The organism is Micromonospora halophytica (assembly GCF_900090245.1).
GTDB lineage: Bacteria > Actinomycetota > Actinomycetes > Mycobacteriales > Micromonosporaceae > Micromonospora > Micromonospora halophytica.
The window spans coordinates 116,378-136,845 of sequence record NZ_FMDN01000012.1 but is presented as its reverse complement, the minus strand read 5'-3'; the positions used below and the strand labels follow the sequence as shown (position 1 = coordinate 136,845).

Genomic DNA, 20,468 nt, shown 5'->3' with positions numbered 1-20,468 from the left:
CGTAAGGGCCGCGGCGCAGGGTGGTTGCATGAGCTACGCACCCGTCAACGGCCTGTCCCTCTACTACGAGTCGCACGGCGACGGCGACGGCCGTCCGGTCGTGCTGATCCACGGCGCGCTCTCCGGCATCGGCACGTCGTTCGGCACGATGCTGCCGCTGCTGGCGAGGACCCGCCGGGTCGTCGCCGTCGAACTGCAGGCCCACGGCCGCACCCCGGACGCGGGCCGGCCGCTCACGGTCGACGGGCTCGCCGCGGACGTGGTCGCCCTCCTCGACCACCTGCGCGTTCCCACCGCGGACGTGTTCGGCTGGAGCATGGGCGCGATGGTTGCGCTGCGACTCGGCACCCACCACGCGCCGCGGGTCGGCCGGCTCGTGCTGGCGTCGGTGAGCTTCCACCACGCGGGCCTGCACCCGGGCCTGCTCGACGGCATCCAGGACCTGCGGCCCGAACACCTGCACGGCTCCGAGTTCCACGAGGAGTACCTGCGCACCGCGCCCGACCCGGGTGGCTGGCCGGCCCTGGTCGCCAAGGTCAAGCGCCTCGACGCCGACCTGCCGCAGTGGCCGGCCTCGGCGATCCGGGACCTGGCCGCCCCGACCATGATCGTGCTGGCGGACGGCGACATCGTCCAGCCGGAGCACGCCGTGGAGATGTTCCGGCTGCTCGGCGGCGGAGTGGCCGGCGACCTGGCCGGGTTGCCGTCGTGCCGGTTGGCGGTCCTGCCCGGCACGACCCACACGACCCTCCCGCAGCGCGCCCGGTGGCTCGTCCCGATGGTCGAGGAGTTCCTCGACGGCTGATTGCCGTGACACGCGAACGCCGACCGGCGGCGCGCCCCGGCGCACCGCAACCACCGCCGGCCGGCATGCCGGCCGACATTATCGGTCCGATGTCCGACACCTGACCACCCTTGAGGGGTCAATTCTGGGGTACGGCTCGGCGATTCGTCGGAGACAGTCAGGAATACGGGTGATAAAGAATGGCTCTTCGTTGCCGCGAACTCATTATTCGAGTTAGTTTCGCTGAGTTGCGCTCAACCGTGCGAAGGAGAGCACCCCGTGGACCTCACTCTGACCTTCGACGCCGCGTACGCGCCCCACGCCGCGGTCGTCATGTCGACCGTCGCCGAGTCGAACCCCGGCGAGGCCCTGCGGTACTGGTTGATCGCGGCCGACGACGTGAACGCCTCCACCCGGGCCGCACTCACCCGGGTCGCCGGGCCGAACGCCACCGTGGAGTACCTGCGCGTCGACACTTCCCCCGCCAACCTGCCCAAGGGCAACGATCCGGTGATGGCCTACCTGTCACCGGCGATGTACCTGCGCCTGCTGGTCCCCGCCGCGCTGCCGGCCGACGTGCGCCGGGTGCTCTACCTCGACTGCGACACGATGTGCACCAACAGCCTCAAGCCGCTGTTCGAGGTGGACATGGGCGGGGTGCCGCTCGGCGCGGTCCGCGACCCGTTCAACCGGCGGCTGCTGGACATGGGCGGCATCCCCGGTCTGGCGACCTACCGGGACCTGGATCCCTTCGGGTACTACTTCAACTCCGGGGTGCTGCTGATCGACGTCGACCGGTGGAAGGAGTGCGAGGTCACCGAGCGGTCCCTGGCGTACCTCGGCCGGCACGCGCACGAGTCGCGCTACCCGGACCAGGACGCGCTGAACTACGCCGTGTACGACAACTGGCTGCGCCTGCCCCGGCGGTGGAACGACCTGATGGCGTGGCGGCTGGAGCCGGAGTTCGGCGGCAAGCTCTCCGACTCGGCGATCCTGCACCCGGCGGGGCCGATCAAGCCCTGGCAGCCGGGCTTCCCCAAGGGCGCCCGGCGGGACCTGTACTGGCGGCACCGCCGGGGCAGCGGCGGCCTGACCCCCACCGCGCGGCGCTGACCACCGGGGCGGTGCCGAGATCGGATCGACCCGACCTCGGCACCGGCTGCACGGTGCAGCGGCCCGGTCGCACCCACCGGGAGCGCGGCCGGGTCGCTTCGTTCGTCGTCTTACCGTCGCGGCGCACCGCTACTCCGGTCGGCTGGCCCCGACCACCGACCACCGCTGCCCGGCCGGGTCCCGGAACACCGCGTCCACCGCCCCGTCGGCCGCCGCTTCGAGCTCCGCGCCGGCCGCGAGGGCCCGCTTGAGCAGCAGCTGCGGATCGTCCGGGGCGACGGTCAGCACGACCGGGCCGTCGGCCGCGACCGCCCCGGGCCCGTCGTACCACTCGCTGACCGCCAGTCGGTGCCCACCCACGGCCAGCTCGGCATGCAGGACCCGCCCGTCGAGCAGGCACTCCCGCTCGATCGGGACGGCCTCGAAGACGTCGGTGTAGAACGCGATGACCGGGGCCGCGTCCCTGACCATGAGGTGCGGGACGGGCCGCGGATTCGGGATGCCCATCGGAGTTGTTGCCTTCCGCTACTCGGCGATCCGGGTACGCCCGGTCCAGCGGAAGACCACGGGCGCGTCGTCGGTGCCCCTGGAGGAGTCCCGTTCGAAGTGCTCGTACCCGCCGTAGTGGTGCACCTTGATCTTGTCGGCCACCGGCGAGACCCGGTGGCTGCGCAGTTCGGCCGGCAGGTTCACCGGCCCGCCCTCCAGCACCGCCTCGACGATGCCGACAGCCTCCCTGCTGATCGATGGGGCCGGTACTGACCAGTCGGTCCGGTCGTCGCCATTGACGATGGAATCTGCCGTCCGGACAGTCGGCGCGGGATCGGAAGAATGTGTCATCGCACGACCTCCGTCGTTCGTCGTTCCGCCTCGCCGTGCGCCGGTCGCTCATGCGGCGCGGATTACCGAGAAAGGGCACACCGGCGTTCCCGGGGAAGGGAACGGGTGGCAGGAAAAATGCTTTCCCGCCTCCGATGACGACCACTTCTCACTATTGAAGGTAATCCACGTCACAATCGCCGAATACCCTTAACCACCCCCTAGCGGAAGGCCGCGCTCCCGCAGCCGCACCGGGGCGGGGGCGGGCTCACTCCCAGCGGAAGAAGCGGGTGGCCAGCACGCTGCCGAGCACGGCGGTGACCGCCAGGGCGAGCAGCTGCGGCAGCGCCGGGCTCTCGCCCGCCCAGGCCGCGGCGAGAGTGTCCACGGTGGCGCCGAGCGGCGAATAGTCGCCGATCCGGGCCAGCACGGTGGGCATCTGGTCGCGGGGCAGCCAGGCGCCGGCGAGGAAGAGCAGCGGGAAGAAGAGCGCCGGCCCGATCGACTGGGCCGCCCGCGCCGACGGGGCGAGCGCGGCGATGAGCAGGCCGACCGCGAACAGGCAGGCCACCCCGAGCAGGAACGCCAGCACGAACGCCGGCATGTTGGCCGGGGCCGGCTGGTCCAGCAGGAACCGAACACCGATCGCGGTGACCACCGCGCCGGCCACCCCCATCGCCAGGTTGACCACGACCTGGGCGATGAGCAGCAGGGCGGGGTGCACGGGGGTGGTGGCGAGCCGACGCAGCACCCGCCGCTCCCGGTAGATGCCCAGCGCCATGGGCAGGGTGAACAGCGCGAGCATCCCGATGGTGAGGGCCAGGGCGAGGGCCGGCAGGAAGGTCAGCTCGGTGTGCTGGCCACCGTCGTCGGCGGTCGCGCCGCGTTGAGGCAGGCCGAAGACGAGCATCAGACCCAGCGGCAGGGCGAAGACGAAGAACAGCGACACCGGCTCGCGCAGGAACAGCTTTGCCTCGACGGCGACGAGCTTGGACAGGGCGTTCACGAGGACCTCTCGTCGGTCGTCGGCGGGGTGGCGGTCCGGGTGGCCCGGCCGGTCAGCGAGACGAAGGCGTCATCCAGGGTGGGCTGCTCGACGCGGAGCGCGGCGTACCGGACCTTCCGCTCGGCCAGCGCCGACAGCACCGTCTGCAGGACCTGCTCCGGGCCGCTGACGGTCACCTCGTCACCGACCCGGCGCACGTCGGTCACCTCGGGCAGCGCGGCGAGCAGCGCGTCGTCCAGCGGGTCGAGCGGCCGGAAGTGCACCCGGTGCTCGGTGCCGACCCGGGAGAGCAGACCCGACGGGCTGTCGATGGCCACCACCCGGCCGGAATCGATGATGGCGAGCCGGTCGCAGAGCCGCTCGGCCTCCTCCATGAAGTGGGTGACCAGCACGACCGTCACCCCGCGGTCCCGGATGGACTCGACCAGGTCCCAGGTGTCCCGCCGGCCCTGCGGGTCCAGGCCGGTGGTCAGCTCGTCCAGGATCGCGATCTCCGGTCGGCCGACCAACGCCAGAGCCACCGACAGGCGCTGCTTCTGGCCCCCGGAGAGCTTGTGGAAGGCGGTGTCGCGCTGCCCGGCCAGGCCGAGGTCCGTCAGCAGCTCGTCGATGTCGGCGCGGTTACGGTAGAAGGAGCGGTACAGGTCGAGGGCCTCGCGGACCCGCAGCTTGTCCGGCAGTTGGCTCTCCTGCAACTGGGCGCCGACCCGCTGGCGCACCTCGGCGCGGTCGCGTACCGGGTCGAGACCGAGCACCCGGACGACCCCCCGGTCAGCGCGGCGCAGGCCCTGCACGCACTCGACGGTGGTGGTCTTGCCCGCCCCGTTGGGGCCGAGCACGCCGAAGATCTCGCCCTGCTCCACCGTGAAGGAGACGTCGTCGACCGCGACCTTGTCACCGTACCGCTTGTGCAGGTGCTCGACTTCGATGGCCGGCATGGGCTCTGGGTCCTCCGTCACGTGCGCGGGCCGTCGTGAGGGCGGGACCCTCCGGGTGTCGCGGCGTCGGTGTGCTGAACGGTCGGCCCGCGCACGGCCGGCCGACGCCGCCCATCATCCGGGCAACCGAGGCCGCATTCAACCCATCGGCCGATGAATCGGGGGTGTCGTTCCGGGTACCGGCGGCGCGTCAGGGGTGTCGCGCGGTGACCCTCGGTGTCCGCCGTCCGGCGGCACGCAGAGCGCCAGCAGCTCGTCGACGCGGGCCAGCGTCACGTCCGGGCCGGCGGCCCGCAGCGTCCGCGGATCGGACTCACCCCACAGCGCCGCCACCGCGACCACTCCCGCCGCGTGGGCACTGGCCAGGTCGGCGGGCGCGTCACCGACCATGAGCGCGTCGGCGGGACGGACGGCCAGCAGCTCCAGGGCCCGCAGGACGATGTCGGGGGCCGGCTTCGGCCGGCGCACCTCGTCCGACCCGACCACATGGTCCACCAACGGCAGCATGCCCACCAGGTCCAGGACGTGCCGGGCCCGGGCACCGCTGCGGCCGGTGGCGACCGCCAGCCCGACGCCCCGCCGACGCAGCTCGCCGAGCAGCTCCGGCGCCCCGGGCAGCGGCACGACCAGGTGCGCCAGCCGGTTGCTCTCCCGGACGAACGGGGCCGCCATCGCCGCGGGCAGGCCCATCATCCGCAGCACCTCGGGCAGATAGCGGCCGGGATGGCGGCAGTACTCGTCGACCGGCGCGACGCCGTCACCCACCACCTCGGCGTACGCGAGGGCGAACGCCTCACGGGCCACGGTCAGGCTGTCGATCAGCACGCCGTCCAGGTCGAACACGACCGCCCGGACGTCACCGGGGACGGGCCGCTCCGTCGCCGCGCGGGACACCGGCGCCACCTCCTCGACAGCGGAGCGACACGGCGGCGCGGACCGGTAGGGGTGGCCGGCCCGGGGTGTCCCGACTACGGTCGGGGCGTCCGGCACCCGGCGTGGCGGCGCCGACGTCGTCCACCGACACTATCGGAGTTCCGGCCGCGCCGGCCGTCCCGGCCCCACGCCACGCCGGTCCGGGGCGAACCGTGGAAAGGGGCCCGCACCGTGCGGCTGCTGAACTGGCTCTCCGAGTCCACCGACGAGCGTCCGGACGCGATCCGGATCGACGACCGGGTGGTGTCCTGGGTGGAGCTGCGCCGGCTCGCCTGCGCCGTCGCCGACGACCTGCGTGGCGTCGACCGGGTGGCGGTCGAGGCCACCGCCAGCCTGGAGACCGTGGTCGGGGTCGTCGGGGCGCTGCTGGCCGGCGCGGCGGTCGTACCGGTGCCACCGGACTCCGGGCCGGTGGAACGCGGCCACATCCTGCGGGACTCGGCGGCCGGCGCGTTGCTCGTGCCGGCGCACGGCGGCGGCCCGGACGAGTCCCCGGGGCCACCGACCGTGCCGGTCGACCTGAGCCGCCGCTCGGACACCGTCCACCCGGAGCCGGACCCGGCGGACACCGCGCTGATCCTCTACACCAGTGGCACCACCGGAGCCCCCAAGGGCGCGGTGCTGTCCCGCCGGGCCGTCGCCGCCTGCCTGGACGGACTCGCCGACGCCTGGGCGTGGACGCCGGACGACCTGCTCGTGCACGGGCTGCCCCTGTTCCACGTGCACGGCCTGGTGCTCGGTGTGCTCGGTCCGCTGCGCCTGGGCGGCCGGCTGCACCACGTCGGCCGGCCCCGTCCGCAGCGGTACGCGGCCGCGGCCGGCACACTCTACTTCGGGGTACCCACCGTCTGGTCGCGGATCGTCGCCGACCCGGACGCGGCCCGCGCGCTGCGCGGGGCGCGGCTGCTGGTCTCCGGCAGCGCGGCACTGCCCGCCGCCGTCTTCGACGACCTCGCCACGCTCACCGGTCACCACGCCGTCGAGCGGTACGGCATGACCGAAACGTTGATCACGGTGAGCGCCCGCGCCGACGGGCCGCGCCGCCCCGGCACCGTCGGCCTGCCGCTGCCCGGGGTACGCACCCGGGTGGTCGACGAGCAGGGCGGCGCCGTCGCGGCGGACGGGGTCGCGATGGGCGAGCTGCAGGTGTGCGGCCCGACCCTCTTCGACGGGTACCTCAACCGGCCCGACGCCGACGCGGCGACCCGGACCCCGGACGGCTGGTTCCGCACCGGGGACGTGGCCACCATCGGCCCGGACGGCTGGCACCGGATCGTCGGGCGGGCCGCCACCGACCTGATCAAGAGCGGCGGCTACCGGATCGGCGCCGGCGAGGTGGAGGACGCGCTGCTGGCCCACCCCGATGTCCGGGAGGCCGCCGTGGTCGGCACCCCGCACCCGGACCTGGGTCAGCAGGTGACGGCGTACGTGGTGGGCGACGGGGTGGACGAGGCGGAACTGATCGACTTCGTGGCCCGGCAGTTGTCGGCGCACAAGCGTCCCCGGCAGGTACGCCTGGTCGACGCGCTGCCCCGCAACGCCCTGGGCAAGGTGCAGAAGACCCGGCTGGCGGCGGACTGAGCCCTCCCCCGGTGTCCCGGGCAGTGGCCGGCGGTCACCGGACGTGCCGGGCCCGGCGGGTTGGCGAACCGTGACGGGGACAGCCAGGCCCGGCGGGTCGGCGAATCGGCACCGGGCGACGGGCCGGGGCCGGGGCCGGGGCCGGGCGAAGGACCGGGCGGGTCAACTGGTGGCCGAGGGGATGGCGACCGCGGTGAGGACCAGGTCCCGGTCGACAAGGAAGCGGCCCCGGAAGGTGGTCACCGGCACGCCGTCGAGCACCGGGCCGGGCACCAGCAGCCGGGCGACGAACGTCCCCGCCGGGTCCACCACGATGTCGGCCTCGGCGAAGTCCAGCCACCGGCCGGTGAGCGGGAACCACGCCTTGTACACCGACTCCTTCGCGCTGAACAGCAGGCGGTCCCAGCAGAACTCTGGACGCGCGGCGGCCAGCGCGGCCGTCCGGGCCTGTTCGGCGGGCAGGGCGATCGCGTCGAGCACGCCGTCGGGCAGGGGCGCGTGTGGTTCGGCGTCGACCCCGACGGTGGCGATCGCCGCCGCGTGGGCGACGACCGCGCCCCGGTAGCCGTCACAGTGGGTCATGCTGCCGACCACCCCGGCCGGCCAACCCGGGGCACCCCGGGTACCCGGGAGGATCGGCGTCGGGGCGATGCCCAACTGCCCCAACGCCCGGCGGGCGCAGTCCCGCACCGTGGTGAACTCGCGACGACGCTTCGGCACCGAGTTCGCGATCACCTTCTCCTCCTCGGGGAAGAGCCGCAGACCTGCGGGGTCGGTGAAGGACTCGACGACCGCCACGGCCGGGGGCAGGATCCGCTCGATCACACCGGCCGATGCTAGACACCGGGCCGCCGCTCGCCACCCGTGAGGTCGGCCGCGACGGGGCCGATAGGGGTCGGGTACGGGTGCCGTCGCTGCCCCCTCCGGCCCGCTCAACCCGCCGCGATCAGCGCCGACTTCCGGACCCGCCCCTGCGGGCCACGCGGCAGTTCGTCGACGAAGCGGACGCTGCGTGGCCGGTGCCCGGCCGAGAGGAGCCGCCCCACGTGGTCGACGAGCACCTGCGCGGTGAGCCCTTCGGCGGCCACGACGTACGCGGTGACCTGCTCGCCGAGGACGCGGTGCGGCGTGCCCACCACGGCGACGTCGCGCACCCCGGGGTGGCTGAGCAGCACCTCCTCGACCTGCCCGGCGTGCACCAGGCGCCCACGGCCGCGTACCACGTCGGCACCGGGCCGGCCCATGATCCGGTGCGATCCGTCGGCGGCGACGGTGGCCAGGTCGCCGGTGGCGTGCCACCCGTCGGCGGGCACCCGACCCGAGTCGCCGACGTAGCCGCTGAACAGCGTCGGCCCTCGGATGCTCAACTCGCCGACCGACTCGCCGTCGGCGGGCACCGGTCGGCCGTCGGAGTCGAGGATCCGGGTCTGGACGCCGGGCAGGGGTGTCCCGGAGACCCCGGGAGCGCAGCGGGCGTCGGCGTTGCCGGTCACCGCGACGAGGGTCTCCGTCGTCCCGTACCCCTGGATGGGCGAGTGCGAGGTCAGCAACCGCAGCCGCTCGGTCACGGCGGGGGCCAGCGGTGCGTCGCCGGAGACCAGGATCCGCGCCGAGGACAGGGTCCGGGCCCAGGGACGGTCGCGCGAGATCCGGTCCCACTGATCGGGGACGGCCAGGTAGATCGTGCCGACCGGACCGGCGGCGGCGTGCCGGTCGAGGTGCACGAACCGGCTGCCCACCCGCAGCGCGCCGAGCAGGCCGACCACCAGGCCGTACGCCCGGAAGAGCGGCGCGCCCTGGACGAGGACGTCGTCCCCGCTCCACCGCCAGGCGTCGGCCAGCAGGTCCAGGTCGGCGGCGATCGCGCGGCGGGAGATGCGCACCCCGCGCGACGGGCCGCCGACGCCGCCGGTGTAGAGGATGACCGCGTCCGCGCCCGGCGCCGGTTCGGGTTGCTCCGTCCAGGACCGCTGGCGGAGGTCGACCGGGACCACGGGCAGCGCGGGCGCGCCGGGAACGCCGCCGAGCAGGGCCGCCGCGCCGGACTCGCGCACGATGCGTCGCCGCTCGCCCGCGCCGGCGCCCGGGGGCACCGGCACCAGTGGCACGCCGGCCTGGACGGCTCCCACCATGCCGACCACGGCCTCCAGGCTGGGTGTCGCCTCGACCGCGACCGCGGGGGCGCCCCGGATCCGGTCCGCGACGGCGTTCACGCAGCCGAGCAGGTCCTCGCTGGAGAGGACCCTGCCGGCCACCCGGAGCGCGTCGGCCCGGTCGGCGCCGGATCCCCGCAGCGCCGGCAGCAGTGTCATCCGACCTAACCCCTGTCGAGGGCGTTGACGAGTTTCCCCAGTGGCTGGGTCGTCACGCCAGGAAAACCTTCAGGTCATGGGTGCCCACGCCCCATATCCTGTGGCTGAGCCATCGGCGCGGATGCCTTGAAATTAGGCTGCGCTAAGGGCGGGCACAACCCCTAGCCTTACCGGCCGGGTAGCGGCGAGCGATCCGCTCGACACAGGCCGGGGCAGGTGGGACCGGGTCCGGTCGCAGTGGTCGGCACGGTTCTCCGGGTGGCCCGGGCACCGACGGACCGGCTCCGGCGCAGAGCGGCGCGGCAATAGTGCGGGTCTCCATTTTTCAGTGGCAGCGGACAATGGCTCTGATTCACATGCTTTGACCTTGGTGAATCACTTCGTTCGGGTGCCGGGTAAGCGCGGGGGCACCACCGTCGCCTCAATTCACGAATCGCCCGGCACGCCATAGTAATTCTTTAACGGCAAGTTACGCTAAACGGCGACCAGACGCCCGAATCGGGCAAGCCGGGGCGATGATGCGGATCAGGATTTTCCCGCTCGCACGATCTCGACCCGAACCCGGCTCCGCGCCGATTCGACGACAGCAGCGGGGCAAACGCGAGAGATATTTCGGATGCACTCCGTCATCAACCGTCCGCGCTCCGGCGTCAGCCCGGACCTGCGCGGGAGCAGCCGGGCCGCCACCCGGACGGCGGCACTCCCGTCGAACCGGGGCGGCCGGAGCCCGAGCGCCTCGGCCCGGCATAGCCGGGCGGCGTCGACCGGCGGCGAGAGCCAGGGTGGTGGCCCGCACTGAGCAGGACGTCCGTCCAACCAGACCGCCGACGGACCGGCCCACGCCGGATCGACGGCCGCGGCGCCACCGACGCGCCGACCACGACGAGGAACGGGACGCGACCTCCGGACGGGCCGGGTCCTCGGGGCGGAGATCACCCACCGGATCCGGAGAAGCACCCTCGGCACGGCCATCGGGACGGCGTCACGTTTTCCGGCCTATTGCCGGCAAGACCGAGAAAGGGCACCAACCGGCCACTCGGCAACGCTGGCGTCACGTTCCGAAACCGTGCCACAACTGTCCATGATCGGGCGACCCGGCGGCGAGGAGAGGCTCGCGTGCGGCCAAACGGATGTTTGCCTATCCTTTACAAACCTCGACTTGCCGCCCATTTGCCGGGCTGACATACTCCCACGATGCACGGTGATCGATAGCGAGGGGTGCGTCCGGGCGGCTTGTCGAATTGCCGAATCAGCAGGTGGAAGCAGGATGTCGAAGCCACAGAGCAGGCACGTTGGTCGATGACTTCCATGCGACGTACAATCACTGGCTATATTTTTGAATGCAGGAATATGTCGAGGATCGGGCGGGCTCGGACCCCAGCGGGAGAGCAGGCGGGCCCCGGACGGACGGGCCACCGGGTGGCTGCGGTGACCGTGCGCGTCGCGGGACGCCGCCCATGACGCTGACCGAACGGAGCCCGCAGCTCGACGTCCTCACCGACCGGCTCGGCGATCTGCTGCGACCCGGCGGTCCGTCCGCGGCCACCCCGCGGGTGACGGCGGTGTCGGGACCCGTCGGTGTCGGCAAGACCAGTGTGTTGCACGCCTTCGCCCGACGGGCGGTCGAAGCCGGCGTGGGATTCCTCGGCGCGAGCGCCTCCCGTGCCGAGCGCGCCGTGCCGCTGGAGGTCGTCCGCCAGCTCGTCCGGGCGGCCACGCTGGACGACGACACCCGCGACCGGATCGGGCGGCTGATCGACCAGGGCGCCATCGCCTGGACCGAGGCGGACAAGGACGAGGAGCGGCTCGCCCCGATCATCGCCGCGCTCGGCGGCGAACTGCTCGAGCTGGCCGGGCGACAACCGCTCGTCATCGCGATCGACGACGTGCACCACGCCGACGTGCCGTCACTGCGCTGCCTGGACTACGCCGCCCGGCGCGTGGCCGGGCTTCCGGTGCTGATCGTCCTCAGCGAGTCACCCCGTACCGGGCCGTGGCACCCCACCGTCTACGCGGAGCTGTTACAGCCCGCGCGTCTGCACCGCGTCCGGCTCCCCCTACTCAGCCGGGACGGGACGTACCAGGTCCTGGCCGACCGACTCGGTGCGCCGGTGGCCCGGACCATCGCGGCGGAGGCACACCGGATCAGCGGCGGCAACCCCCTGCTGGTGCAGGCGTTGGCCGACGACCACCAGGCCGCCGGCGGACGGGCGGACCGGCCGGTCGCCGCGGAGGCCTTCCGCGAGGCCGTGCTGAGCTGTCTCTACCGCTGCGACCGTCTGGTGCTGGAGGCCGCCCGGGCCCTGGCCGTGACCGAGGAGCCGTTGCACGGTCCGCTGCTCTCCCACCTCGTCGGTATCCGCTCGGAGTGGAACCTGCGGGCGATCGACGTGTCGACCAGCGCGGGCCTGATCACCGAGGCCGGGCTCTGCCATCCGGCGGTCGGCCAGGCGGTGCTCGACGGCATGACGGCGGAGGAGCGTGCCCGGCTGCACCGGGCCGCCGCCGGCCTGCTGCACGCCGACGGCGCGCCGCCGGTCCGGGTCGCCACGCACCTGGTCCGGACCGACGCCCTCGACGAGCCCTGGATGGCCCAGACGCTGCTGGACGCCGGAGAGCAGGCGATGCTCGACGGTGAGGTGGACACCGCGCGACGGTTCCTGCGCCGCGCCAACCGCGACTGCGCGGACGAGCGCCTGCGGGCCCGGATCCGCTCCGCCCTGGCCCGCGCCGAGTGGCGCCTCGACCCCCGGGCCGCCGTCCCCCACCTGCTGGGGGTCGCCACCGCAGTGCAGGCGGGACACCTGGGCAGCCAGCAGGCCGCAGGACCGATCCAGTACCTGCTGTGGCACGGTCAGATCGACCGCGCGGTCGAACTCGTCCGACATCTCGACCGACGGGCGGACAGCGACGACCCCCGCTCCGCCGCCGAACTGCTCATCACCAGGGGGTGGATGGCCACCCTCTACCCCGGGTTGGCGGTGTGCGACCGGGGCCGGCCGCACGTCGCCGGCCGCGACCCGCTGACCCTGGCTCGGGTCAAGCGCCGGCTCCGCGGTGTCACCATGCTCGGGTCCGTGCTCGAACGGGGTGACACCAGCGCGGTCGAGGACGCCGAACGGGCCCTGGCCACCCTCGGCCTGGACGACGAGGCGAGCATGTGGACCGCCGTCTGCGCGGTCACCGCGATGATCTACGCCGACCGGCTCGACCTCGCCGGGGACTGGTGCGAACGGCTGGAGCGCGCGGCCGCCACCCGAGGGCACCCCACCCCGACGGCCATGATCGCCGCCCTGGCGGCGGCCGTCGCCGGCCGGCGAGGCGACCTGACGCGGGCGCGGGACCTTGCCGAGGGGGCACTGGACCGACTCTCACCGAAGGGGTGGGGTGTGGTCGTGGGGCTGCCGCTCGCCGTCCGGCTGGGGGCCCTGACCGGCCTGCAGGAGTGGGACGAGGCCGCGGCCTGCCTCCGGGTCCCGGTGCCGCCGGCGCTGTTCGAGACCCCGTTCGGCCTGCACTACCTGCACGCCCGTGGTACGCACGCGCTGGCCTCCGGCAGCCCGGACACCGCGCTGGCGGACTTCCAGCTCTGCGGCCAGCTGATGTCGTCCTGGCGGCTGGACCTGCCGGCCCTCGTGCCGTGGCGGACCGAGTCGGCCCGGGCGCTGCTGCTGATGGGCCGCCGACAGCAGGCCGAGCGGCTGGTCCGGGAGCAGCTGAAGCTGCTGCGCCCGATGCACGTGCGGTACCGGGCGGGCGCGTTGCGGGTGCTGGCCGCGACCGAGGACGGACCCGACCGCGTCCGGCACCTGCGCACCGCCGTCCGACTGCTACGCCAGTGCGGCGACCGGATGCAGCTGGCGCACACCCTCACCGACCTCGGCCAGGCCTACCAGCAGGCCGGTGACCTGCGGCAGGCACGCGACGCGGCCCGCGCGGCCCGCACGCTCGCCCAGGAGTGCGGGGTTCCCGTGCTGCGCCCCGCCGCCCCCGCCGCCCGGAACGGATCCGTCGACCCGAGCGGCGAGGCGGCGCTGCTGGTGACGGGGCTCAGCGAGGCCGAGTCCCGGGTGGCCACACTGGCCGCACAGGGGCACACCAACCGGGAGATCGCCGAGCGGATGTTCCTCACGGTCAGCGCCATCGAGCAACGGCTGACCCGGATCTACCGCAAGCTCGACGTCCACTCCCGCAGCGAACTGGCCGCCCGGCTCCGGCCCGGCCGCTGACGCCGGCCCACCGCCGTCCACCACCGCCGTCCATCGCCGCCCCGAGCCGGCGGTGGACGGCGGCATGTTCCTGGGCCGGCGATACTGCGAAGGCGACGGCGGTGTCCCTTGTGCGGCGGCCCCGGCCGGCGACAGCGGTGTCTCATGGACGGCCGTCCCGGCGGCCCCGCCTGCGGAGATGCCCTACCACGCCACATGGCGGAAACCCGTTGTCCACCGCGACGACACCTGCCGCCCCACGGTCGGTAACGACCCCCCTGACGGCCGTCGGCGCAACCCCTAATCTGCCACAGGGGCTGCACGTTTACCGGAGAAACGATGGGGTCCCGAGCCCGTTGTCGCACGCCACGGGCGGTGCCAGACTCCCTTCAACCGGATCGCTCGCCGTCGGGGGAAGGCGCGGTCCGATGAGGACATTCATGTCCACCCGGCTCGGTGGCCGGGCGCGTCCACCCCTACCCGAGGTCCTGACCGGGTACGCGGAGTGGACCGGCCACCGTCCGGTACTGGGGGGGCGGTGTCGGCCAGCATCGGTGCGTCTGGTGCGGCACCGCGCGGGAAAAGGGGTCGACACACGGTGCTGGTACAGCGAGAAGAACAGATGTCCCGACTGCGGCGGGCCTTCCACGCCTGCGAGGAGCAGCAACGAGGGCAGGTCGCACTCGTCACGGGAGCGGTGGGCAGCGGCAAGACGAGCCTGCTGGAGTCCTTCAGCGAGTGGACGAAGTCCGCCGGGGGACGGGTGCTCGCCGCAGCGGGCTCACGGGCGGAGCGCGGACTCCCGCTGGGGGTACTGGGGCAGTTGCTGCACAGTACGCGGTTCGACGAGGAGGCGACGGCCCCACTGCAGGGCCTGATGCGGGACGCCGCCGCCGTACCCCTACCGGAGCCGGGCGCGGACGCGGCGGACGGATCGTCCGCAGCCGACCGGGCCTGGGCGCCCCTGTTGCACGGGCTCTTCACGGCGCTGCTCGACCTGGCCGGCCCCGGACCGCTCGTGCTCTTCGTCGACGACGTGCACCACGCCGACCCGGCTTCCCTGCACTGCCTGCTCTACGTCACCCGCCGGCTGCGCCACGCCCCCATCATGGTGGTGCTCGCCGAGGCGTCGGCGCTGCGCCCGGCGCACCCGCTGTTCCGCGCCGAACTGCTCAGCCAGCCGCACTTCTCCCGGATCACGCTGCCGCCGCTGACCGTCGACGCCATCGCCCGCCTGGTCGACGGCGAGACCGGTGCCGCCCGGGAGACCGCCGAGCGCTGCTTCAGCATGACCGGTGGCAATCCGCTGCTCACCCGCGCGTTCATCGACGAGCGGAGCCCGGACGGGACGGACGACGACCCGACGCAGGAACTCGCCTTCGGCGACGCCTTCGACCAGGCGGTGCTCGGCTGTCTCTACCGCCACGAGCCCGGCGTCCGGCGGGTGGCGCAGGCGCTGGCGGTGCTGAGCCGCCCGACCCCGGCGGAACTGCTCGGTCACCTGCTCGACATGGTGCCCGAGGCGGCCGTGCCGGCGGTACGGGTGCTGCGCACCTCGGGGCTGATGAAGGGCGACCAACTGCGCCACCCGCGGATCCTGCGGTCGATCCTGGCCGACATGTCGCCCGAGGAACGGCGGGGCATGCACCAGCGGGCGGCCGAGGTGCTGCACGAACACGGCGCGGAGCCGACCACGGTCGCCGAACACCTGGTCGCCGCGGGCTGGGCGGACGCCGGCTGGACGGTGCCGGTGCTGCAGGACGCCGCCGCCCACGCGCTGGCCTCGGGACGGCCCGACGTGGCCACCAGCTGCCTGCGCCTGGTGACCCGCGCCGAGGTGGACGAGCCGCAGCGGGCCGCCACCGCCGCGATGATGGTCAACGCCCGCTGGCAGGTCAACCCGCTGACCGTCAACGGGCAGCTCACCCACCTGGTGGAGACGGCCCGTGCCGGGCGGTGGTCCACCGCGGACGCGCTGGCCGCCGTGCCGTACCTGCTCTGGCAGGGGCGGCTGGAGGAGGCCGCCGAGATGGTCGAGGGCTGCGCGGCCGACGACGACGGCCCCGCCGGCGCCCCCGGTCGGCTGCGCGCCATGCAACTGCTGCTCGCCCTCTCCCACCCCGAGCGCCTGGCGAGCCTCCGCGACGCCCCGGGCGCCGGGGGCCGGGCGGCCGCCGGCAGCCCACAGTTGCAGGCGCTGACCGCGCTCGGCGCGGCGCTGTCGCCGATCGCCGAGCACGACGCCGTGACCGCCGCCGAGCAGATGCTGCACCGGCACCACGCCGACGACGGCACGCTGCCCCTGCTGACCGCCCCGCTGCTGGCCCTGCTCTGGTCGGGCCGCGCGGACCGGGTCGCCGTCTGGGGTGACCTGCTGCTCGACCGGCCGGCCGTGCGGCACGCCCCGGTGTGGCGGGCGGTGATCCGGGCGCTGCGGGCCGAGGCGGCGCTGCGCCTGGGCGACCTCCCCGGCGCCGAGGACCACGCCCGGGCCGCGCTGGAGGACGTCCCGGCACCGGCCTGGGGGGTGGCCGTCGCCGGGCCGCTGGCCACCCTGATCGCCTGCGCGACCGAGGCCGGCCGGTTCGGTGAGGCCGACCGGTGGCTGGCCCAACCCGTGCCCCCGGGCATGTTCCGCACTCCGCTCGGCCTGCACTACCTGACCGCCCGTGCGCGGCACCACCTGGCTCTGGGCCGACCGCACGCGGCCAGTGCCGACCTGCGCCGGTGCGGCGAGCTGATGCGGGCCTGGGGCGTGGACGTCGCCGCGCTGGCGCCGTGGCGGCTGGAACTGGCCCGGGTGCAGCTGGGCATCGGCAACAAGACGCACGCCACCCAGCTGCTCCAGGAGCAGTTGCGGGTGCCGCACGGCGTGGACGACCGGACCCGGGGCCGTACGCTGCGACTGCTCGCCACCACCGCCGCCCCCGACCACCGGCGCAAGCTGCTCTCGGAAGCGGTCAACCTGCTCCAGTCGTGCGGGGACCGCCTCGAACTGGTCCGGGCCCTCGGCGACACCGGTCAGACGCTGCAACGGGCGGGCGACTCGGCACGGGCCCGGCTGCTGGTCCGCCGGGCGTACCAGCTCGCGCAGGACTGCGGGGCGTCGGTGCTGGCCCAGCGGCTGGTCCGCCGCGAGCCGGGTGGCGGCATACCGGCCGGGTACCCGACGGCGGAGACGCCGGAGCCGGAGGACGGGCTGAGCGAGGCCGAGCGCCGGGTCGCCGCGCTGGCCGCCCAGGGACACACCAACCGGCAGATCTCCAGCAAGCTCTTCATCACGGTGAGCACGGTGGAGCAGCACCTCACCCGGGTCTACCGCAAGCTGGACGTCAAGCGGCGTACCGACCTGCCGGCCCGACTCGTCGCGCACGCCGAGCCGCTGGCCGAGGAGGTCTCCGGCGCGGCGGTGTGAGCGGCCGTACCCGAAGTGCCCCCGGTGGACGACCACCGGGGGCACCGTCGTACGAGAAACCGGCCTCAGCGGGCGGCGACGGCCCGACCGGCCTCGTCGCGCAACCGCAGCACCAGGTCGGCGGCGGCGGTGACCCCGCCGGCCTGTCGCAGCCGCCGGCTCCACAGCGCCGCCCGGTCGGAGAAGGTCCGCTCGGTGAGCAACCGGCGAAGCTTGGCCACGATGTCGGCGACGTCGAGGGTGTCGTCGTGCTCGACGGCCAGCGCCACGCCCGCGTCGACGACCCGGACCGCGCCGTCGTGGCAGTCGAACCAGAACGGCATCACCAACTGCGGGACGCCGAACCAGGCCGCCTCGTGCACGGCGTTGGCGGCGGCGTGGTTGAAGAACACCCGTACGTGCGGATGGGCCAGGACCTCGACCTGCGAGGGCAGCCACGACTCGATCCGCAGGTTCGCCGGCAGGTCGGCGGCGGGCGGCAGGAACCGCTGCCGGTCGGCCGGCAGCCTCCACAGCACGTGGTGCTCCGGCCCGATCCGGGCGGCGACCTCGACCAGCGCGGCCACCTGAGCGGCCGACGGGCGCATGATGGTGCCGAATCCGATGTAGACCACCGAGTCGTGGGCGTCCAGCCAGGCGCGCAGGTCGGCGCCGTCCGGGCTGGCGGGAATCTCCCGGGGCACCATCGAACCGACCATCCGCAGCTTCGCCGGGGCGGTGGCGAACGGATACTCCAGGCCGAAGACCGTGTACGCCAGCAGCGCCTGAGCCACCTCGGCGTACCGGGAGGGGCGCAGCTCGACGTTGTCGATCCCGGCGGCCCGCCGGCGCTCGGCGGCCGCGGTGTTACGGGCCAGCCGCTCGGGCTTCATCAGGGTCTTCAACAACGCGTCCCGGTGGCGGCCGTTGGCGGCCTGCTGGCTCGGGCTCATGTGCAGCGGCAGACCGGACAGCGGCATCGGGTACGTCGGTGGCAGGTTGTCCTGCAGGAAGTTCGACGGCGGCACCGAGACGCTGATGACGAACGGGACGCCCCGGGTGGTCATCGCGTCCATGCCGAACGAGGCGAACGAGTCGACCACGGCCAGCGCCGGCCTCACCTCGTCGACGAGGTCCAGGCAGCGTCCGTAGAGCTCGTGCAGGTGCTCGTAGTCGACGGACGTGTCGACGTAGCTGGCGAAGTTGTCCACCCGCGACCCGGCCGACATCCGCCGGTGGGTCTCGTCGTCCCAGTGCTCGGGGCGTATCTCGAGGCGGGGCGGGCCGAGCGACAGGAAGCGCAGCTCCCCGTCGCCCGGCAGGCCCTCGATGTCGGCCCGGCGCTCGTCGGTGCAGGCGAACCGGACCCGCCGCGTCCCCCGGCGCTTCAGCTCGCCGGCCAGGGTCAGCAGCGGGTTGAACAGCCCGGAGCTGCCCGAGCTGACGATCAGCAGCACGCCGTCGTCGGCCGTCACCGCGCCGGTTCCTAGTCCATGGCCCGGCGCATGAAGCCGCGGATGCCGACGGTGGTGAACAGTACGAACACTCCGGCCAGGACGAGCAGGTCGAGCCAGAGCGGCACCGACTCGACCCCCGGCGGGGCGACGAGCGACCGGGTGGCCTCGCTGACGTAGGTCAGCGGGTTGATCGCGCAGATCACCTGGAACCAGGGCAACGAGTCCAGGGCCCGCAGCGGGAACTGGGTGGCGCCGGTGAACATCAACGGCGTCAGGGTCACGGTGAACATGATCTGGATGCGGTGCGGCGGGACCAGGGTGCCGAACGTCAGCCCCATCGCCGCGCCGACCAACGCACCGATCACCAGGACCCCGAGCACCTGGATCACCGTCGACAGCGGCCAGGTGACACCGAGCATGAGCATGCCGATGGGGATGAGCACGATCCCGGCGACAAGGCCCCGGATCGCCCCGAAGACGATCTTCTCGAAGGCGACCAACGGGACGGCCATCGGCGCGAGCAGGCGGTCCTCGATCTCCCGGGTGAAGGAGAAGTCCATCACCATCGGCAGCGCGGTGTTCTCCAGGCCGATCAGGAAGGCGTTGAGCGCGATCACACCGGGCAGCAGCACGTTGGCGAAGTCGTCGCTGGCGTACCCGAGGTCCTTGAGCACCTTGCCGAAGATCAGCAACATGAACAGCGGCTGGAGGAACACCTGGGCGAAGAACGCGCCCAGCTCCCGGCCGGTGACGAACAGGTCGCGCCAGAGCACCGCCCGGAAGGTGGCGAACTGGTCCAGCCACCGCACCGACGCGGGCGTGACGGCCGGCGACGGCGTGGGCGGGCTGGCGGAGGCGGTGACGCTCACCGAAGTTCCCTTCCGGTCAGGTGGATGAAGACGTCTTCGAGGCTGGGCTGGCCGATGCTGAGGTCACGGACCTCGCACCGCAGGTCGGTGAGGATCTTCAACGCCATCGGCACGGCGTTGGCCGGCGCGGAGCCGGTGTAGAGGCGGAACGACAGGGTGGCGTCCGGGTCGGGCGCGGCCTCCGGCATCGGCATCGGTGGCATGCCCGGGAACATCGGCATGCCGGCCGAACCGCCGGCGCGCAGCCGCTCCACCCGCTCGACGTCGGGGACGTTGCCGAGGGCGGCCTGCACCTCCTCGGCGGGAGCGCCGGCGGCGACCACCAGGGTCAGCGTGCTGCTGCCCGGCAGGGTCCGGGTCAGCGCGGCCGGGGTGTCCAGGGTGAGCAGCTTGCCGTGGTCGACGATGCCGACCCGGTCGCAGAGCTTCTCCGCCTCGTCCATGTCGTGGGTGGTCACCACGACGGTGACCCCGGACTGCTTCAGCTCGGCGATCCGGTCGTGCACGAAGAGCCGGGACTGCGGGTCGAGACCGCCGGAGGGCTCGTCGAGGAAGAGCACCCGGGGCGAGTGCATCAACGCCCGGGCGATCATGGTGCGCTGCGCCAGGCCACCGGAGAGGAAGTCGGTCCGGGCGTTGGCGAAGTCCTTGAGCCCCATCTGCTCCAGCAGTTCGTCGGCCCGCCGGATCCGCCGCGCCCGGGGCACCCGGTGGTACGCCGAGTGGAACAACAGGTTCTGCCGGACGGTCAACGCCCGGTCCAGGTTCACCCGCTGCGGCACCACCGCCAGCAACTGCCGGGCCACGGCCGGGGCACGGACCACGTCCGCCCCGCAGACGGTGGCCCGTCCCGAGGTGGCCCGTACCCGGGTCGTCAGCACTCCGATCGTCGTGGTCTTGCCGGCGCCGTTCGGCCCGAGCAGACCGAAGACCTCACCGGCGGCGACGGAGAAGCTCAGTCCGTCCACCGCCGGCGGCATGTTGGGCTGGTACCGCTTGACCAGCTCCTCGACCACCACTGCTTCGTCCACGTCGCCATGCTCCCGTCCTGGTC

15 protein-coding genes are annotated in these 20,468 nt (G+C 73.5%); 5 read left to right on the top strand and 10 right to left on the bottom strand.

All coding sequences use genetic code 11. The features are described from left to right. The first annotated feature begins 28 nt into the window (after nt 1-28). A complete protein-coding gene (locus tag GA0070560_RS17195) occupies nt 29-805 on the top strand; it encodes an alpha/beta fold hydrolase (RefSeq protein ID WP_170839446.1) in 777 nt (258 codons plus the stop codon). 258 nt (nt 806-1,063) lie between these two features. Then, nucleotides 1,064-1,897, top strand: a complete 834-nt coding sequence (locus GA0070560_RS17190) for a glycosyltransferase family 8 protein (RefSeq protein ID WP_170839445.1) — start codon at nt 1,064-1,066, stop codon at nt 1,895-1,897. A 129-nt stretch (nt 1,898-2,026) separates the two neighbouring features. Here GA0070560_RS17190 and GA0070560_RS17185 read toward each other — a convergent pair whose 3' ends face one another. From GA0070560_RS17185 to GA0070560_RS17165, 5 genes are all read right to left on the bottom strand, one after another. After that, entirely contained in the window at nt 2,027-2,368 is a 342-nt protein-coding gene (locus GA0070560_RS17185) for a VOC family protein (protein ID WP_245675560.1), read from the bottom strand. Nucleotides 2,369-2,422: 54 nt separating this feature from the next. Then, nucleotides 2,423-2,737, bottom strand: coding sequence for a DUF5988 family protein (locus tag GA0070560_RS17180; RefSeq protein WP_245675559.1), 315 nt, complete (start codon nt 2,735-2,737; stop codon nt 2,423-2,425). Nucleotides 2,738-2,984: 247 nt separating this feature from the next. After that, on the bottom strand, nt 2,985-3,722 hold the full coding sequence (locus tag GA0070560_RS17175; protein ID WP_091298331.1) for an ABC transporter permease: 738 nt from the start codon (nt 3,720-3,722) through the stop codon (nt 2,985-2,987). Beyond that, complete coding sequence (locus GA0070560_RS17170; RefSeq protein WP_091298328.1) at nt 3,719-4,660, bottom strand: ABC transporter ATP-binding protein; 942 nt, start codon at nt 4,658-4,660, stop codon at nt 3,719-3,721. Before GA0070560_RS17170 ends, GA0070560_RS17175 begins: the two co-directional genes overlap by 4 nt. Before the next feature lie 138 nt (nt 4,661-4,798). Next, nucleotides 4,799-5,554, bottom strand: a complete 756-nt coding sequence (locus GA0070560_RS17165; RefSeq protein WP_091298479.1) for an HAD-IA family hydrolase — start codon at nt 5,552-5,554, stop codon at nt 4,799-4,801. Between the two features lie 210 nt (nt 5,555-5,764). On the opposite strand from GA0070560_RS17165, the gene GA0070560_RS17160 reads away from it, so the two are divergent. After that, nucleotides 5,765-7,174 carry an acyl-CoA synthetase gene (locus GA0070560_RS17160; RefSeq protein ID WP_091298324.1) on the top strand — a complete coding sequence of 470 codons (1,410 nt, stop codon included), beginning with the start codon at nt 5,765-5,767 and terminating at the stop codon, nt 7,172-7,174. 162 nt (nt 7,175-7,336) lie between these two features. On the opposite strand, the gene GA0070560_RS17155 is transcribed toward GA0070560_RS17160, so the two are convergent. Further along, the gene (locus GA0070560_RS17155) at nt 7,337-7,999 is read right to left on the bottom strand and encodes a 4'-phosphopantetheinyl transferase family protein (RefSeq protein ID WP_091298321.1); all 663 of its coding nucleotides are present in this window, start codon (nt 7,997-7,999) and stop codon (nt 7,337-7,339) included. Between the two features lie 107 nt (nt 8,000-8,106). Continuing rightward, nucleotides 8,107-9,486 carry an AMP-binding protein gene (locus GA0070560_RS17150; protein WP_091298318.1) on the bottom strand — a complete coding sequence of 460 codons (1,380 nt, stop codon included), beginning with the start codon at nt 9,484-9,486 and terminating at the stop codon, nt 8,107-8,109. A gap of 1,457 nt (nt 9,487-10,943) precedes the next feature. Here GA0070560_RS17150 and GA0070560_RS17145 point away from each other — a divergent pair. After that, complete coding sequence (locus GA0070560_RS17145) at nt 10,944-13,715, top strand: AAA family ATPase (protein ID WP_091298315.1); 2,772 nt, start codon at nt 10,944-10,946, stop codon at nt 13,713-13,715. Nucleotides 13,716-14,232: 517 nt separating this feature from the next. Next, nucleotides 14,233-17,109 (top strand): ATP-binding protein, encoded by a 2,877-nt coding sequence (locus GA0070560_RS17140; RefSeq protein WP_342670427.1) that lies wholly within the window; start codon nt 14,233-14,235, stop codon nt 17,107-17,109. Between the two features lie 65 nt (nt 17,110-17,174). Here the strand turns inward: GA0070560_RS17140 and GA0070560_RS17135 are convergent, their stop codons facing one another. The 3 genes from GA0070560_RS17135 to GA0070560_RS17125 are packed head-to-tail and all read right to left on the bottom strand — an operon-like array spanning nt 17,175 to nt 20,445. After that, nucleotides 17,175-18,563 carry a glycosyltransferase gene (locus GA0070560_RS17135; RefSeq protein WP_091298309.1) on the bottom strand — a complete coding sequence of 463 codons (1,389 nt, stop codon included), beginning with the start codon at nt 18,561-18,563 and terminating at the stop codon, nt 17,175-17,177. Nucleotides 18,564-18,574: 11 nt separating this feature from the next. Further along, nucleotides 18,575-19,414 (bottom strand): ABC transporter permease, encoded by an 840-nt coding sequence (locus GA0070560_RS17130; RefSeq protein WP_091298306.1) that lies wholly within the window; start codon nt 19,412-19,414, stop codon nt 18,575-18,577. After that, entirely contained in the window at nt 19,411-20,445 is a 1,035-nt protein-coding gene (locus GA0070560_RS17125; RefSeq protein WP_091298302.1) for an ABC transporter ATP-binding protein, read from the bottom strand. The genes GA0070560_RS17130 and GA0070560_RS17125 overlap by 4 nt, the downstream gene beginning before the upstream one ends. Between the last annotated feature and the right edge of the window lie 23 nt (nt 20,446-20,468).

Excerpts from the sequence above, each read along its gene's own strand:
- GA0070560_RS17145 (WP_091298315.1), top strand. The coding sequence starts at position 10,944 with ATGACGCTGACCGAACGGAGCCCGCAGCTCGACGTCCTCACCGACCGG.
- GA0070560_RS17185 (WP_245675560.1), bottom strand. The coding sequence starts at position 2,368 with ATGGTCAGGGACGCGGCCCCGGTCATCGCGTTCTACACCGACGTCTTC.
- GA0070560_RS17180 (WP_245675559.1), bottom strand. The coding sequence starts at position 2,737 with ATGACACATTCTTCCGATCCCGCGCCGACTGTCCGGACGGCAGATTCC.
- GA0070560_RS17150 (WP_091298318.1), bottom strand. The coding sequence starts at position 9,486 with ATGACACTGCTGCCGGCGCTGCGGGGATCCGGCGCCGACCGGGCCGAC.
- GA0070560_RS17170 (WP_091298328.1), bottom strand. The coding sequence starts at position 4,660 with ATGCCGGCCATCGAAGTCGAGCACCTGCACAAGCGGTACGGTGACAAG.
- GA0070560_RS17195 (WP_170839446.1), top strand. The coding sequence starts at position 29 with ATGAGCTACGCACCCGTCAACGGCCTGTCCCTCTACTACGAGTCGCAC.